We start from the raw sequence: 14,616 nt of genomic DNA on the forward strand, positions 1-14,616 counted from the left end.
CGCCAGACGAATCCCGCCAGGACACCTCGCATGAACATCAGATTCCTCGCAGCCACGTCGATCCTGCTGCTGGCGACGCTGTGGTCGGCGCAGGCGGAGGCCTTCACGGTCAACATTTCCTCGGGGTCCCGTCAGCTCTACCTGCGTGTCGGCGATGGCGTGTTCACCAACGCGAACTACACCGCCGGCGGCAGTCCGGGCAGCGGCGGACCGATCAACCTGGTCTCGGTCAGCGTGCCCGCGGCCGCGGTCGGCAACGGCATTGCGCAGGCGATGACCGGCAACGCCAGCCAGTACAACAGCAACTACGACGGCTACGCGTTCTGCAACGCCGGCCAGATCTATGTCGGCGGCTACTACCGCGGCAGCTTCTTCGGTGGGGGTACGGCGACGCTCACCGTCAGCACCCCGGCCAACCTGACCAACGCGGCCGGCGACACCCTCCCATTCAACCGGATCAGCTGGACCAGCAGCGGCAACGGCGACAGCGGCGCGCAGCCGGTGCCGTCGGGCACCTTCTCCGGCGGCCAACAGGCGCTGGCGACGTTCAACCGCAACACGTGGAACGAGAGCTGCCTGAGCTTCCGCTACGCCAACACCAACTTCGTCGCCGCCGGCCAGTACAACGGCCGCGCGACCTACACCCTCTCGGCCCCCTGATGCTGCGACGTCTGCCCATCACCGCCCGGCTGGCCGCCGCCACGCTGCTGGCCACCGTCATCTATGTCGCCTGCGCCGCCCATGCGGCACAGGCGCAGGTGCGCGCGTACAAGGTCGACGACAGCGCCAGCCAGGTCCTCGACCGGCTGGTACCGATGCATTGGGACAGCCCGGTACCCGGCCCCGACCCCGCTTCGCACACGGTCAGCGGCATGGTGACCGTGCGGGTCCGGCTCGACGTCGCTCCCTGGCGCGGCCGCCAGGGCCGCATCTACATGACCCTGCCGCCGCAGCCCAGCGGCCCGATCACCGCCACCTGGACCACCCGCGGCCCGCTGCTGCCCGGCAGCCTGCGCGCCGGCGAGCGCCAGATGGTCTACGCGGGCCCGATCGACGCGGCGCTGATCGAGGACACGATGCGCCTGCAGCTGCACGCCGACGGTCGCCGCCTGGGTCGCAACGAACAACTGGACTTCTCGTTCGAAATCGAACCCGGGACCCCGTGATGATCCGAGCACTGCCCCGCCTGGCCGTGGCCCTGGCCGCCCTGCTGCTGTCCGTCGATGCGCTCGCCCAGGGTTTCGCGGTGCTGGCGTCGCCGCCGCGCATCGAAGCTTCGGCCAGGCCCGGCCAGACCTACCGCGACGTCGTCGAGCTGACCAACACCTCCAGTGGCGCCACCGCGCTGACCGTCCGCAGTGCCGACTGGACCCTCGACCCGGCCGGTTCGGCGGCGTTCGACCCGGCGCTCGCCGAGGGCAGCTGCCGGCCATGGGTCGGGATCGAGGCCCACCGCTTCGAGCTGGCACCGGGCGGCAAGCGCCGGTACCGCTTCGAGGTCGCGGTACCGGCGGACGCGCCGCAGGGCGAATGCCGGTTCGCGCTGATGTTCGAGGGCGCGCCGGAAACCGCCCCCGGCGCGATGCCGGTCCCGGTCTCGGGCCGGCTCGGGATCATCGTCTACCTCGCGATCGGCGATGCCGCGTCGCGGCTCTCGCTGACCGGCAGCCACGTCTCCAGCGTGCAGGGGCAAACGCTGCCGGTACTGGAGATCCGCAACGACGGCGATGCCCACGGCCGCCTCGATGGCTATCTCGACGGCGTCGACGCCGACGGCAGGCGCATGACCTTCGCGCCGGCGACGCTGCCGATCCTGCCGGGCGAGACCCGTGCGATCGCGCTCGCTCCGGTTCTCGACGACAGCGGCACGCCGGCGCCGGCGATCCGCTATCCGCTGGTCCTGAAGGGGCACCTGGACGCGGCCGGGCAGCGCATCGGGATCGACGCCACGGTCGCGCCATGACCGCGCGCTGGCGGCCGTCCGCGCCGGGCCCCCTGTCGGCGATGAAGCGCAGCGCGATCACCACCGCCATCGCCCTGTTGCTGGCCTCCGCGCCGGCGCTGGCGAACGGCGGGCAGACCGTCGCCGATGCCGGGAGGATGCCCGGCGCCGCAGCGGCATCCCCCCCGGCCGTCCCGGGCCGATCCGACGAGGCCGGGGCCTACCAGGACCGCCTGATCGATCCCGACGCGTTGCCTGACACCCTGGACGACGACCCGGACGATTACGACGACAGCGGCCTGCCGCGCAGCTTCCATGCCGAGCTGGCCTACAGCCATGGCGAGTTCGGCGGCGACACCTTCCGGGAGTACGGCATCTCCGCCGGCGGCTTCCGCGAGACCGCCCATCACGGCACGCTCTCGCTGCAGGCCAGCCTGTCCCGGCGCGACGACGAGCGTCGTTCCGCCGCGGACGATGACGACTGGCGCGGCGCGGCAACGCTGTGGCAGCGCAACCTGGCGATGCCTGGGCAGTGGCTTGGCGACAACGGCCTGGGCGTGCTGAACACCCCGACCCTGCCGCTGCAACGCAGCCAGTACCGGTTCTTCCTGCCCAGCGTCGCCTTCGCCGGCGCCAGCAGCGAGTGGCGCAATGACGCCTCCGGGCTGCGCCTGATCGCCGGCGGCGGCCGCATCGGCCACTACAGCGGCACCCGCCTGCAGGGCTTCGAGCTCGACGAGGGCCATGTCGGCACCCTCGGCACCGAATGGCGCTGGGCACCGGGATGGACCGGCTCGGCGACCTTGCTCAGCAGCGACGGTCGGCTGGTGCCCGGCAACGATGCCGACGACCAAGGCCAGGCAGTAATAGAACCGGTCACCTCGCACGCGTTCCATGCGGCCACGGCCTGGAGCGGTGCGCGCGACCGGCTCCAGCTGAACCTGCTCGCCAGCGGTGGCGACGCCGGCGCCGCGACCGGCGCCTGGCTGGATGCCAGCGCGGCCCGGGGCGGCTACAGCCACCACTACGGCGTCTTCCATCTCGGCGAGGATCTCGCCTGGGGCAGCTACCCGATCAACAACGACGCCCGCGGCGGCTACTACCGGATCGCCTACCAGTTCGCACGCTGGAGCTGGAACGCCGGCATCGACCGGATCGACTCGATCTCCGGCGACAGTTTCGAAGGCAGCTACGCCAACGCCTACCTCCGCTACCAGGCCAGCCGCCAGCTCGGCTACGGCGCCAGCCTGAGCCTGCGCGACGGCAGCGACGATGCGGTCGGTGCCCAGCTGTTCCTCGATCGCAACAGCGACTGGGGCAGCAGCCGACTGCAACTGGACGTCGCCAACACCGACGGCGCCGGCAGCGACAGCTGGCAGCTGAGCTTCGACCAGGCGTTCCCGGTCAAGCTCGGCCGCCGCCTGTCCGCGGCGCTCTCGCACGGCGAGCTGTCCTACGATGGCCGGCCGGCCACCCGCAGCAGCAGCCTGTCGTTCTACGGCGGCCTGGACCTGACCGACCGGCTGTCGATCGACGGCCAGACCCGCTGGGTCCGTGGCGATGGCCCGGATGCGCTGCGCGGCTTCAATGCCAACCTAGGCGTGAACTGGCGGCTGGACACGCACTGGACGCTGTCGGCGACGCTGTACCAGAACCAGGGCACCCGGCGTTCGCCGTTCCAGCTCGACCCGCTCGCCAACGACCCGCTGTTCATCGCCCTTCCGCGCGAGCGCTCCGCGTTCCTTGTCCTGCGTTACGAGCGCGGAGCCGGGCGACCTCGCAGCGTGCTCGGCGGCGCGCCCGGCACGGCGAGCGGGCGGGTCGCAGGTAGCGTGTTCCTCGACGACAACGGCGACCGCGTGCGCAACGCGGCCGAAGATCCGGCGGCGAACCTGACCGTGATCCTCGACGGACGTTACGCGGTGCGCACCGACAGCGCCGGCCGCTTCGAATTCCCGGACGTCGCGGTCGGCAGCCACACCCTGACCGTGCTGCCGGACAACCTGCCGCTGCCGTGGTATTTCGACGACGGCGAGGCCCTGCGCACGATCGAGGTCGACGTGCGCGACGACCTGCAGGTCGACATTCCCGCCGCACGGCCGCGTTGAAGGCCGCCCTGCCTGCGCGCAGGCCATGAGAAAGGAGGCCGCGGCCTCCTTCAAGTCCGGCGTGCACCGGAGGACTAGCGGGTTGTGGCATGGCTCCGGCAGCGCCGGACGGGGCTTAGCCTACCGATCCGGCAATGCTGATGCAATACTTTAAAATTCCAAGCGGATCTTGTTGATATAAAAAGATTATCTATCAAGGCGCCATGTCGAGCGCGGCACGCTTGCCGGCGCGGCGCACCTCGATCGGCTGGCTCCAGTCGTTGTTGAACGCGGCCGGCTCCCACGATCCGTAGGTCGGGTTGGGCAGCATCCACCAGCGCTCGCCGAACCAGTCGCCGTATTCCTCCATCAGCGCATCGCGACCGGCAGCGGTGTTGTCGACGACCTCGACGAAATCGCCCAGCTGGTCACCGAACTGCATCAGCACCCGGTAACGGCGACCGGCCAGCTGGCGACGGCAGGCCTTTTCGCTGCCGTTCTGCTCGCACCCTTCGACGAAGGTGCCCAGGCCGAGAAACACCTCGTCGTCGGCCACCGGCATGCCGACCGCACGCAGGTTGGCCAGGGTCGCCTCCTGCAGGTGCTCGGCGCGGTTGGACAGGTACAGGATGGTCACGCCCTTGGCGGCGGCCGCCTTCGCGAAGTCGACGACGCCCGGCACCGCCGTGGCCTTCTTCTCGGCAACCCACGCCGCCCAGCTGACCTCGTCGTAGCCCTCGCCGTCGCGGATCAGGCGCGCCTGGTAGGGCGAGTTGTCGAGCACGGTCTCGTCGACGTCCATGATCACCGCCGGCTTGAGCGAGCCGTCGAGGCCGGCGGTGGCGGCGCGCTCGTCCGGAACCAGCGCATCCCAGTTCGCCTCGGCCAGCGCCACGTCCAGATGATCGGCGGCGGCCCTGTAGGTCTGGAAGGTCAGCGCGCGGTATTCCGACGAGGTCTGCACCCACAACACCGCGTTGAGATTGTCGTCGGCGGGCACGTCGGCGGCGGCCGGCGTGGCGGAGGTCCCGGATGCCGGCGCGGAAGCGGCGGCTGGCGGCTCTGCACGCTGGCAGCCGGCGAGGACGAGGGAGCTGACGATGAGGCACGCGGCCAGGGAGCGGTAGCGCATGGCGGATCCGGAATCTTGGGAACCGCCGAGTGTAGCCGCCGCGGCCGCATCGGTCGTGACAGCCGGTGGCAGCGCTGACCTGCCATCGGTCACCCTGACCGGTCGGACAGGCATCGGCGGGCCCACGATGCGACAGTCGGCCCGCCCGCAACCAAGGAAGACCCGCCATGCCCGCGACATCCCGCCCGAGCCCATCGCTGTTCGCCCTGTCGTTCATCGCCTGCACGGCCTGTGCGCTCTTCCCCGCGCAGGCGACGCCTCCGGCGGCGGCGCAGTGCAGCCGCATCGCCGACGTCGATCTCGACTACGAGGTCGCCCACGACGGCGCGCGGCTGCTGTTCACCCGCCGCGGCGAACGCATCGAGGTCGCAGCGGGCGCCGTCGCCAATGCCGACGGCCGCTGGACGACCGCCACGGCGGCCGGCTACCACGCCGACCTGCAGCGCTTCCTCGACACCTCGACCGCGGTCGCCGAGCAGGCGCGGCCGCTGACGAAGCTGCTGCGCGGGCCGACCCCGGAACTGGCACGCGCCGCGCTCGACGTCTGCGGCGCGGTGCTGGCATTGGCGGAAAGCACACAGGCGATCGAAGCCGCCGCACCCGGGTTCCGCTCACCGGTGCGGATCCGGCTGGACGAGTAGTCGCACCGGAACCGCGACGGCCGCACGGGGGCAAGCCGCGATCGGGCCTTCCCATGCAGGCTCCATCGCGGCTTGCGTCGTTCCTGCGACCGCTCCCACAGGGCCATGTGCGCCGCTCAGCCTTCCTCCAGCAGCGCGCGGATCGCGGCCAGGCCGGCCTGGGCGCGCTCCTGCTTGCGCGCCGCGTCGGCCTGGGGGTCGGCACCGTCGCGCTGGATCTCCGCCGCCGGCAGCTCGTCGAAGAAGCGGCTCGGCTGCAGGCGGATGCGGTCGCCCCAGCGCTGGGTCTCGCGGCAGTGCGACAGCCACAGCTGTTCCTTGGCGCGGGTGATGCCGACGTACAGCAGCCGGCGCTCCTCCTCCAGGCTGCCTTCCTCGACCGCGACCTCGTGCGGCAGGGTGCCGTCGTCCATCCCGACGATGAACACGTAACGGAACTCGAGCCCCTTGGCCGCGTGCAGGCTCATCAGCCTGACCTGGTTGCCGGCCTCGCCCTTGTCGGCATGCGACAGCAGCGCAAGCTGCGCGGCGAGCTCGCCGGGACCGCTGCCTTTGCCGCCGTCGAACCAGTCGGCGAGCTCCTCCAGGTTGGCCTTGCGGCGCTGGAACGAGGCCTCGTCCTTGCACTGCGCGCGGATCGACGCCAGCAGACCGCTCTTCTCGGCCAGTACCCGCACCAGCTCGGCCGGCGCCATCCGCTGCGCGTCGGCGCGCAGCCCGCGGACGATGCCGACGAAGCCGTCCAGCGCGTTGCCGGCACGCGGCGCCAGTTGCTTGAGCACACCGACCGACTCCGCCGCTCGCGACATCGGCATCTGCGCCTTCTGGGCCATTTCGGCCAGCTTCGCCAGCGTGGTCGCGCCGACCTCGCGCTTCGGCGCCTGCACCGCGCGCAGGAACGCCGCGTCGTCGTCGGGGTTGGCGACCAGCCGCAGCCACGCCAGCGCGTCCTTGACCTCGCCGCGCTCCAGGAACGCGGTGCCGCCGGTCAGGTGGTAGGGCACTTTCAGCAGCTGCAGCGCCTTCTCCAGCGCGCGGCTCTGGTGGTTGCTGCGGAACAGGATGCAGAACTCGCCCCATTCCGCCCGCCTGGCGGTGGCGATGAAGTGGATCTCGGCGGCGACCTTCTCCGCCTCGTGGGCGCCGTCCCTGCATTCCCAGATGCGGATGCGCTCGCCGTCGGCGTTGTCGCTCCACAATGTTTTCAAATGCTCGTGCGGGTTGTGCGCGATCAGCGCGTTGGCCGCGCGCAGCACCCGGTTCGAGCAGCGGTAGTTCTGCTCGAGCTTGATCACCTTCAGTTCCGGGTAGTCGCTGCCGAGGGTCAGCAGGTTGTCCGGGTTGGCGCCGCGCCAGGCGTAGATCGACTGATCGTCGTCGCCCACGCAGGTGAACAGGCCGCGCGGGCCGGCGATCGCCTTCAGCAGGCGGTACTGGGCGTCGTTGGTGTCCTGGCACTCGTCGACCAGCAGGTAGCCGATCCGTTCGCGCCAGCCCAGGCGCGCATCCTCGTCGTTCTCCAGCAGCTCGACCGGCAGCCGGATCAGGTCGTCGAAATCGACCGCGTTGAAGGTGCCCAGCCGCGCCTGGTAGCGCGCGTAGAGCCGTGCGGCCTCGATCTCGCGCTGGCTGCGCGCGACCGCCAGCGCCTGCTCCGGCGACAGGCCGGCGTTCTTGGCCCGCGAGATCAGGTTGCGCGCGTTGTCGAGTACGTCAGGCTTGCTGCCGGCCGGCAGCAGATCCTTGATCTGGGCGGCGCTGTCGTCGGCGTCGAACACCGAGAAGCCGCGCCGCAGGCCAAGCTTGGCGTGGTCGATCTGCAGCATCTTCAGGCCAAGCGCGTGGAACGTGCAGACGGTCAGGCCCTCGGCCGCGTCGCCGCGGATGCGCTTGCCGACCCGCTCCTTCATCTCCTTCGCCGACTTGTTGGTGAAGGTGATCGCGGCGATGCGTCGCGCCGGCATGCGGCCGGACGCGATCAGGTGGGCGATCTTCTCGACGATCACGCGGGTCTTGCCGCTGCCGGCGCCGGCGAGCACGAGCAGGGGGCCGTCGGTGTGCAGGACGGCGGCGCGCTGGGGGGGGTTGAGGCCGTGCATGCAGTGATCTTTGAAGCGGGCGATCCTCGAAGCGGGCGACAGTGTAGCGGAGCCGTCCCGGGCAGGCCGCGGATGCGGAGCGTTCCGGATTGGCCCCGACCGGCTGTCGACAACCGGTGCGACGCCCGCGGCTGGCGCGACGTATCGTGGAGAAGGTCCCCCACCGAACGGAGGAGCAGGCCATGGAACGTACCCGCAGGATCACATCCGGGCTCGTGCCGGCACTGCTAGCCGGCCTGCTCGCAGGGCTTCCGGCCTTGGCGGGCGAGCCGTCCACGCGGCAACTGCCGCTGACCGACGCCAGTTTCATGGAAATCGATGCGATGCTGGTCTCCGTGCGCGGCCGGCCCAACGAGGAGGCGCGGCTGCGCGGTCTCAAGCATTACGTCGACGATCGCCCGGGGCAGGCGCTGGAGCAGTTCGAACGTGCCGCAGGCTACGCCGACAAGTTCTCCCAGCACTACCTGAGCCTGATGCACTGGCATGGCGTCGGCACACCCGTCGATCGCGTCCGCGCCTACATCTGGAGCGACCTGGCCGCCGAGCGCGGCAATCCCAGACTGCTGGCGATCCGGGAGAAGATGTGGGCGGGCCTTTCGGAGGCCGAGCAGGCGCAGGTACTGACGCACGGCCCGGACTTCTACGCCCGCTATGGCGACGACGTCGCGATGCGGCGCGCGGAGGACGAGATGCGCCGGTTCGCCCGCAACATGACCGGCAGCCGGGTCGGCTACCGCAATCAGAGGATGGAAGCCGGCGGCGGTCCGGCGAACGGCTCGTTCGCCGTCGACACCGGCAACAACGCGGCCGCCTACATGATCTCGGTGGCCGGCTCGCCCGACGAGCTCTATGGCCGCGAGGGCGGCCTGGCGCGGTTGAACGACTATTGGCGGGAACAGGACCGCCTGCTGGAGGGCGACGTCCGCGTCGGACCGGTTTCCAGGTCCGACTGACCGCCCCGCGGTCATCGCGGTCATCGCGCCGGCCCGCCAGCCGGCATAGACTGGCGTCTCCTACCGCACCGCAACATTCCGTTGCCGGAGGGGACGCCGATGCGCATCGGGCTGGCCGCCAACCGCCTGCACCACGCCAGCGAGGACGCGGCGCTGTTCCGCTGGCTGCGCGCCTGCGAGTCGGGCATACGCGAGCTGCAGCTGGAACTCCACGCGGTCGGCCGTACCCACGACGCGATCGCCGCGGCGGGGATGCTGGGTGGCCATCGCGGCCTGCGCCGGTATCCCTACGGCCGCGACGGCGGGCTGATGAAGCTGGTCGCCGAGGTGGTCGGGCTCGACGACGGCGACGGCAACCGCAACCGCACCCTCGACGGCGCGATCTACCTGATCGACCCGGTCGATCCCTCCTCGACCTTTCCCGAGGCGGTCGCGCTCAAACGCCAGTGCGTGATCCACGGCAAGCCGTTCGTGTCGACGGTGGCATCGGCCTGCGCCTGGATCGAGCAGGAGCGGGTACTGGCCGGCTTCGCGCCCGACCCCGGCGCCGACCGCCACTTCGACTATTCCAGCCAGACCCTCGCCCTGATCGCGCACGATGCGATGAAGCCGACGATGCTCGAGTTCGCCGCGACCCACTTCGACCAGCTGTCGTGCTTCGCCCAGCGCATCGGTACCGGCACCACCGGCGAACGCTTGAACGAGCTGGCCTGGAGCCGCGGCTGGCCCGCCGGCTCACCGTGGGTCCATCGTTACCAGAGCGGCCCGCTCGGCGGCGACGCCCAGATCGCCGACCGGGTACTGGAACGGCGCTGCCAGCGGGTGGTGTTCTTCGAGGACCCGCACGTCGCCCGCCAGCACGAGGCCGACATCCAGCTGCTCGAACGCGCGGTCACCACCGTCACCGACGACGCGGTCTGCGCGACCTCGCCGGCGATGGCCACGCGCTGGATGCAGGCGGTGACGAAGCGACGGGCACTACGGGCGTTGTGAGGCTGCGCCGATCGAATCCTTGGCCGCGGATCTGCGCGGATACACGCGGATAGAGCGAGAACCGAAGCGGTCTCCCAAGCGCGGCGAAGAATGGTGATCGAAAAGGCTTTGTCCGCGTTCCTCGGCGCAAATCCGCGGCAAGAAACCCATCCCGGCCGCGACGCGTCAAGAGCGTGACGGCAGATCGCGACCCGCTCCAAGAGCGTGGACAGGCTCTAAACTGCCGCGATGGCCAAGCTCTACTTCTACTACTCGGCGATGAACGCCGGGAAGACCACCACGCTGCTGCAGTCGGCGCACAACTACCGCGAGCGCGGGATGCGGGTGGCGATCCTGACTCCGCGCCTGGACGACCGCGCCGGCACCGGTCAGGTCGCATCGCGGATCGGCCTGCAGGCGACCGCGACCGCGTTCACGCAGGACGACGACCTGCAGCGGCTGGTCGAACGCGACATCGCGGCGCACGGCCCGCTGCACTGCGTCCTGGTCGACGAGGCCCAGTTCCTGGGCAAGTCGCAGGTCTGGCAACTGAGCGAGGTCGTCGATGCGCTCGGCATCCCGGTGCTGTGCTATGGCCTGCGTACCGATTTCCGCGGCGAACTGTTCCAGGGCAGCCAGCACCTGCTGGCCTGGGCCGACGAGCTGACCGAGATCAAGACCATCTGCCATACCGGCCGCAAGGCGACGATGGTGGTGCGGGTCGACGCGCAGGGCCGTGCCGTGCACGAAGGCCCGCAGGTCGAGATCGGCGGCAACGACCGCTACGTTTCGGTGTCGCGCGCCGAGTACAAGCGGGTGATGCGCGGCGAGGGCCTGATAGAGCCGGCGCAACCCTCGCTGCCGCTGGGCTGATCGCCCCCGGCGCGACCTCATCTGCCGGCGTGGGCCGGCACCGCCATCGGCGGCGCTGCGACGCTCCCGCCCACGACGCCGTATTCCCGATCGGTGGCCGCGACGACCGGCAGGTCCGTCGCCGTCGCATCTTCGAACCTGGCCGGGAGAACACGATGGACCACATGATCAGGCGTGCAACGAAACATGCGCTGCTGGCTGTGGCGCTGTGCGCGACGACGGGCATCGCCGTCGCCCAGCCGCTTCTGCCGCGGCACCCGGAGTACGAACGGGTGATCAACCTCGACACCTACGAGGCCGGGCTGCTGGAGGCCTCCGGCCACCCCAACGAGGTCGAGCGCTGGCACGGGATCTGGGCCTACGACAACGGCCGGATGGACGAGGCCCGGCGCCACTTCGAGCGGGCGGCGTACTACGGCGACAAGCTGTCGCAGCACGTCCTGTCGCTGATGTGCTGGAACGGCGACGGCGGCGCGCGCGATCCGGTGCAGGCCTACATCTGGGCCGACCTCGCCGCCGAGCGCGGCAACATTGCCGACCTGCTGCAGGTCCGCGAGCGGATCTGGTCGCAGCTGACGCCATCGCAGCAGGAGCAGGCGCTGGACGACGGGCTCGCGTTCTACAGACGCTACGGCGACGCTGCCGCAATGCCGCGCACCAACCGCGAGCTGCGCCGCTTCCTGCGCAACCGGACCGGCAGCCGGGTCGGGCTGGTGACGTCCCGGGTCAGCATCTCGCTGGGGCGCCCCGATGTGTTCCAGGCCGCCGGAGGGGGCGCCAGGCTGACGCCCGGTCCGCATGGCGCGTCCGGCGACCGGTTCTACGCCGATGCCCGCACCCGCCCGGGCGCGTACTGGGCGGCCGAGGATCTCAGCGTGCGCACGCTGCTGCGGCAGATCGAGCAGGGCCAGGTCGATGTCGGCCCGGTCACGCCGGCCAAGGACTCCCGGCCCGCTGAATGAGCCCTTCCCGCCCGGCCGGCGAGGAAGCGCGGGCCGGATCGGAAATGCCTAGCGTCCGCGGCAGTGCACCCCGATCGCGGCGACCTCTCGCCGCAGTGCGCTGCCGTCCGGCTGCTCGGTGGCCAGCGTCTGCGACAGCCGCTCGAGCGCATCCGCTCCGGCGGCGGCCTGGCCATTGTCGCAGCGGGCCCGGGCGGCGGCGGCCGCCGCCTGCCATGCGATCGCGCGCAGGGAATGGCGGCGGGCCGGATCGCCGTCGAGCGCCAGTTCGTCGAGTCGCGCCAGCGCCTGCGCGTCGCCGGCCAGCGCCCGCGGCCGCAGCGTCGCCAGTTCGCTCCGCACTGTCTCCGCATGGCCGTCGCCTAGGCGACGACGCGCCAGGACCAACCCCTGGTGCAGGCGCGCCTGGCCGGTGACCATGTCGCCGAGGGCGATCTCGACCTCGCCCAGACTGCGCTCGATCGCATCGCCATGCCCGTCGGGCAGCGACTCCCGCAACTGCAACGCCTCGATCAGCAGTGGCCGCGCTTCGCGGTCGCGCCCGGCCTGGTGCAGGACCTCGGCGAGCGCATGCAGGGCATCGGCTGTCAGTGCCGGATCGCGCACGGCGCGGGCGATCCGCAGCGCCTCGTGCAGCCGGCCCAGGGCAGTGGCCAGATCGTTGCGTTCCCACGCGACCTTGCCGAGCCGGATGTGGTCGGCAACCAGGTCGGGATGATCGGGCCCGAGCCGGCCCAGGCGCAGCCGGTGGACCTCGCGCAGCTGTTCGTCGGCGTCGGCGAAACGGCTGGTGTCCAGATCGAGCCGGGCCAGCTGTCCACGGACGGCGAGGGTCGCTTCGTGGCCGGGGCCGTGCACCTCGAGTGCGATCTGCAGCGCCTGCTGCAGGATGCCGCGGGCGTCGTCGAAGCGGCCCTGCGACGCCTCCAGCGCTGCACGCTCGCGTCCGATGTCGATGTTCAGCGCATGCCGCGCGCCGACCCGCTCCCGCAACTGGCGGGCGGCGTCTTCATAGGCGGCCAGCGCGCCGGCGCTGTCGCCTTCCTCGGCGAGCAGGCCGGCGAGGTCCATCTGACTCTCGATCACGCCGACCCGGTCGCCCTCGATGCCGCGCCGCAACGCCAGCGCGCGCTCGAACAGCTGGCGCGCACCGTGGCGCTCGCCCACCGCGCGCCGGCAGCGCCCGAGCTGGGTATAGAAATCGGCCGCCTGGGGCGGCAGCCGCGACTGCTCGCGGCGCGCCAGCGTCTGCGCCGGCTGCAACAATGCGATGCAGTCCGCCGGCTTCCCGAGCAGGCGCAGCACCCGGCCGCGCTGGTTCAGCGACTCCAGCTGCAGGCTGTTGGGAATGCCGGGCGTCACCTCGATGATCGCCGCCTGCTGCTCCAGCAGGGTCCGCGCCTGTTCGAGGTCGCCGAGGCTGGCACGCAGGCGCGCGATCACGCCGAGCAGCTCGGCCCGCGCGCGTGGCTCGCGCGCCAGCTGCAGGTTGCCACGTTCGACCGCATCGTCGAGCAGCTGGTCCAGGTTCATCGGCTCGCCGCGGCGCCGGCCGCCGACGTTCTCGAACAGGCCGACCATGAAATCCTGCATTGCCTGCGCACGTGCCGCCTCGGCGACCGCCTGGCGGGCCTGCCAGGCGATCATCGCCAGCGCGGTGGTCAGCACCGCCACGACCAGCGCCGCCGAACCCAGCGCCCAGCGATGACGGGCGACGAACTTGCGCAGCCGGTAGCCGAGGCCCTGCGGCCGCGCCTGCACCGGTCGACCGGCCTGGAAGCGGGCGACGTCCTGCGACAGCGCTTCGACCGACGGATAGCGCTGCTCCGGCCGCTTGGCCATCGTCCTGAGCGTGATGTTGTCCAGATCGCCGGCCAGCAACCGGCTGCGCCGTCGCTGCATCCGGCGGTCGGCCTGCCCTGCGGTGTCGCGCAATACGCTGGCCGATGGCCGCACCGGGTCGGCGCTGAGGATCGCCTCCTCCCACTCGGCGTCGCTGTGGCGCTTGAGCCGGTACGGCTTGTGGTCGGTCAGCAGCTCGTACAGCACCACGCCCAGCGAATAGACGTCGGTCATCGTGGTGACCGGTTCGCCGCGGATCTGTTCCGGCGCCGCATAGTGCAGGGTGAACGCGCGCATCCCGGTGCCGGTCTGCTCGGGGGCCTGGGCCTGGCTGTCGAGCAGCTTGGCGATGCCGAAGTCGAGCAGGCGCACCTCGCCGGCGGGAGTGACCAGGATGTTCGACGGTTTCAGGTCGCGGTGGACGATCAGGTTGGCGTGCGCGTGGCTGACCGCGTCGCAGACCTGGCGGAACATCCGCAGCCGGCGGTCGAGCGGCATCCGGTTCTCGCGGCAATAGTCGGTGATCGGGGTGCCGTCGACGTACTCCAGCGCGAGGTAGGGCAGGCCATCGGCGCTGATCCCGGCATCGAGCAGGCGCGCGATGTTCGGGTGCGCGAGCCGGGCGAGGATCTCGCGCTCGCGGGTGAAGCGCAGGCGCAGGTCATGGCTGGTCAGGCCGGGTCGCAGCAGCTTCAGCGCGACCCGCCGCTGGTACAGGCCGTCCGCGCGCGAGGCCAGCCAGACCTGGCCCATGCCGCCCTCGCCGAGCAGGCTCTCCAGCCGATAGGGACCGACCTCGCTGCCGACGTCCACGCCGCTGGGCGGCGGCACCAGCGGCTCGGACAGGAAGTCGCCATGCGCTTCTTCCAGCGCGATCAGCGCCTCAAGCTCGGCAGCCAGCGACGCGTCCTGTTCGCGCAGCTCCAGCAGCCGGCGATCGCGCGCATCCCGCTCCAGCTCGAGCAGGGCATCGAGCAGCGGAGACAGGCGTTGCCAGCGTTCGGCATCCATTGCAACGGTGCACCGTAGGAGCGGCGTCAGCCGCGATCGGGTCTTCGGGACAGCTTCATCGCGGCTTGCGCCGCTCCTACAACAACAGCAACACGGCGAGGA

At 71.0% G+C, this 14,616-nt stretch carries 12 protein-coding genes; 9 read left to right on the forward strand and 3 right to left on the reverse strand.

The genetic code is table 11. From position 1 onward, the window contains the following. Nucleotides 1-30 precede the first annotated feature (30 nt). From L3V18_RS18190 to L3V18_RS18205, 4 genes are read left to right on the forward strand one after another with little or no spacing between them, the layout of a single operon-like run. On the forward strand, nucleotides 31-660 hold the full coding sequence (locus tag L3V18_RS18190; protein ID WP_237054175.1) for a hypothetical protein: 630 nt from the start codon (nucleotides 31-33) through the stop codon (nucleotides 658-660). Beyond that, complete coding sequence (locus tag L3V18_RS18195; RefSeq protein WP_237054176.1) at nucleotides 660-1,166, forward strand: hypothetical protein; 507 nt, start codon at nucleotides 660-662, stop codon at nucleotides 1,164-1,166. The genes L3V18_RS18190 and L3V18_RS18195 overlap by 1 nt, the downstream gene beginning before the upstream one ends. Then, nucleotides 1,166-1,963 carry a COG1470 family protein gene (locus tag L3V18_RS18200; RefSeq protein WP_237054177.1) on the forward strand — a complete coding sequence of 266 codons (798 nt, stop codon included), beginning with the start codon at nucleotides 1,166-1,168 and terminating at the stop codon, nucleotides 1,961-1,963. The genes L3V18_RS18195 and L3V18_RS18200 overlap by 1 nt, the downstream gene beginning before the upstream one ends. After that, a complete protein-coding gene (locus tag L3V18_RS18205; RefSeq protein WP_237054178.1) occupies nucleotides 1,960-4,050 on the forward strand; it encodes a carboxypeptidase-like regulatory domain-containing protein in 2,091 nt (696 codons plus the stop codon). The genes L3V18_RS18200 and L3V18_RS18205 overlap by 4 nt, the downstream gene beginning before the upstream one ends. 193 nt (nucleotides 4,051-4,243) lie before the next feature. On the opposite strand, the gene L3V18_RS18210 is transcribed toward L3V18_RS18205, so the two are convergent. Next, nucleotides 4,244-5,161: a 5'-nucleotidase, lipoprotein e(P4) family gene (locus L3V18_RS18210; protein WP_237054179.1), complete on the reverse strand. Its 918-nt coding sequence runs from the start codon at nucleotides 5,159-5,161 to the stop codon at nucleotides 4,244-4,246. A 167-nt stretch (nucleotides 5,162-5,328) separates the two neighbouring features. On the opposite strand from L3V18_RS18210, the gene L3V18_RS18215 reads away from it, so the two are divergent. Beyond that, nucleotides 5,329-5,802 carry a hypothetical protein gene (locus tag L3V18_RS18215; RefSeq protein WP_237054180.1) on the forward strand — a complete coding sequence of 158 codons (474 nt, stop codon included), beginning with the start codon at nucleotides 5,329-5,331 and terminating at the stop codon, nucleotides 5,800-5,802. A 116-nt stretch (nucleotides 5,803-5,918) separates the two neighbouring features. On the opposite strand, the gene L3V18_RS18220 is transcribed toward L3V18_RS18215, so the two are convergent. After that, nucleotides 5,919-7,901, reverse strand: coding sequence for a UvrD-helicase domain-containing protein (locus tag L3V18_RS18220; protein WP_237054181.1), 1,983 nt, complete (start codon nucleotides 7,899-7,901; stop codon nucleotides 5,919-5,921). A 182-nt stretch (nucleotides 7,902-8,083) separates the two neighbouring features. Here L3V18_RS18220 and L3V18_RS18225 point away from each other — a divergent pair, with 182 nt between their 5' ends. The 4 genes from L3V18_RS18225 to L3V18_RS18240 all read left to right on the forward strand — a co-directional run bounded on the left by L3V18_RS18225 (nucleotide 8,084) and on the right by L3V18_RS18240 (nucleotide 11,661). Then, nucleotides 8,084-8,854 (forward strand): SEL1-like repeat protein, encoded by a 771-nt coding sequence (locus tag L3V18_RS18225; RefSeq protein WP_237054182.1) that lies wholly within the window; start codon nucleotides 8,084-8,086, stop codon nucleotides 8,852-8,854. 99 nt (nucleotides 8,855-8,953) lie between these two features. Further along, nucleotides 8,954-9,847: a methylglyoxal synthase gene (locus L3V18_RS18230; RefSeq protein WP_237054183.1), complete on the forward strand. Its 894-nt coding sequence runs from the start codon at nucleotides 8,954-8,956 to the stop codon at nucleotides 9,845-9,847. A 228-nt stretch (nucleotides 9,848-10,075) separates the two neighbouring features. After that, nucleotides 10,076-10,699 (forward strand): thymidine kinase, encoded by a 624-nt coding sequence (locus L3V18_RS18235; RefSeq protein ID WP_237054184.1) that lies wholly within the window; start codon nucleotides 10,076-10,078, stop codon nucleotides 10,697-10,699. A gap of 155 nt (nucleotides 10,700-10,854) precedes the next feature. Next, nucleotides 10,855-11,661: an SEL1-like repeat protein gene (locus tag L3V18_RS18240; RefSeq protein WP_237054185.1), complete on the forward strand. Its 807-nt coding sequence runs from the start codon at nucleotides 10,855-10,857 to the stop codon at nucleotides 11,659-11,661. Between the two features lie 48 nt (nucleotides 11,662-11,709). On the opposite strand, the gene L3V18_RS18245 is transcribed toward L3V18_RS18240, so the two are convergent. Next, nucleotides 11,710-14,514, reverse strand: coding sequence for a serine/threonine-protein kinase (locus tag L3V18_RS18245; protein WP_237054186.1), 2,805 nt, complete (start codon nucleotides 14,512-14,514; stop codon nucleotides 11,710-11,712). Between the last annotated feature and the right edge of the window lie 102 nt (nucleotides 14,515-14,616).

Origin of the sequence: Marilutibacter chinensis, assembly GCF_021725675.1 — a bacterium.
GTDB lineage: Bacteria > Pseudomonadota > Gammaproteobacteria > Xanthomonadales > Xanthomonadaceae > Marilutibacter > Marilutibacter chinensis.

Coding starts and splice junctions, on each gene's coding strand:
- L3V18_RS18190 (WP_237054175.1), top strand. CDS start 31: ATGAACATCAGATTCCTCGCAGCCACGTCGATCCTGCTGCTGGCGACG.
- L3V18_RS18195 (WP_237054176.1), top strand. CDS start 660: ATGCTGCGACGTCTGCCCATCACCGCCCGGCTGGCCGCCGCCACGCTG.
- L3V18_RS18200 (WP_237054177.1), top strand. CDS start 1,166: ATGATCCGAGCACTGCCCCGCCTGGCCGTGGCCCTGGCCGCCCTGCTG.
- L3V18_RS18205 (WP_237054178.1), top strand. CDS start 1,960: ATGACCGCGCGCTGGCGGCCGTCCGCGCCGGGCCCCCTGTCGGCGATG.
- L3V18_RS18210 (WP_237054179.1), bottom strand. CDS start 5,161: ATGCGCTACCGCTCCCTGGCCGCGTGCCTCATCGTCAGCTCCCTCGTC.
- L3V18_RS18215 (WP_237054180.1), top strand. CDS start 5,329: ATGCCCGCGACATCCCGCCCGAGCCCATCGCTGTTCGCCCTGTCGTTC.
- L3V18_RS18220 (WP_237054181.1), bottom strand. CDS start 7,901: ATGCACGGCCTCAACCCCCCCCAGCGCGCCGCCGTCCTGCACACCGAC.
- L3V18_RS18225 (WP_237054182.1), top strand. CDS start 8,084: ATGGAACGTACCCGCAGGATCACATCCGGGCTCGTGCCGGCACTGCTA.
- L3V18_RS18230 (WP_237054183.1), top strand. CDS start 8,954: ATGCGCATCGGGCTGGCCGCCAACCGCCTGCACCACGCCAGCGAGGAC.
- L3V18_RS18235 (WP_237054184.1), top strand. CDS start 10,076: ATGGCCAAGCTCTACTTCTACTACTCGGCGATGAACGCCGGGAAGACC.
- L3V18_RS18240 (WP_237054185.1), top strand. CDS start 10,855: ATGGACCACATGATCAGGCGTGCAACGAAACATGCGCTGCTGGCTGTG.
- L3V18_RS18245 (WP_237054186.1), bottom strand. CDS start 14,514: ATGGATGCCGAACGCTGGCAACGCCTGTCTCCGCTGCTCGATGCCCTG.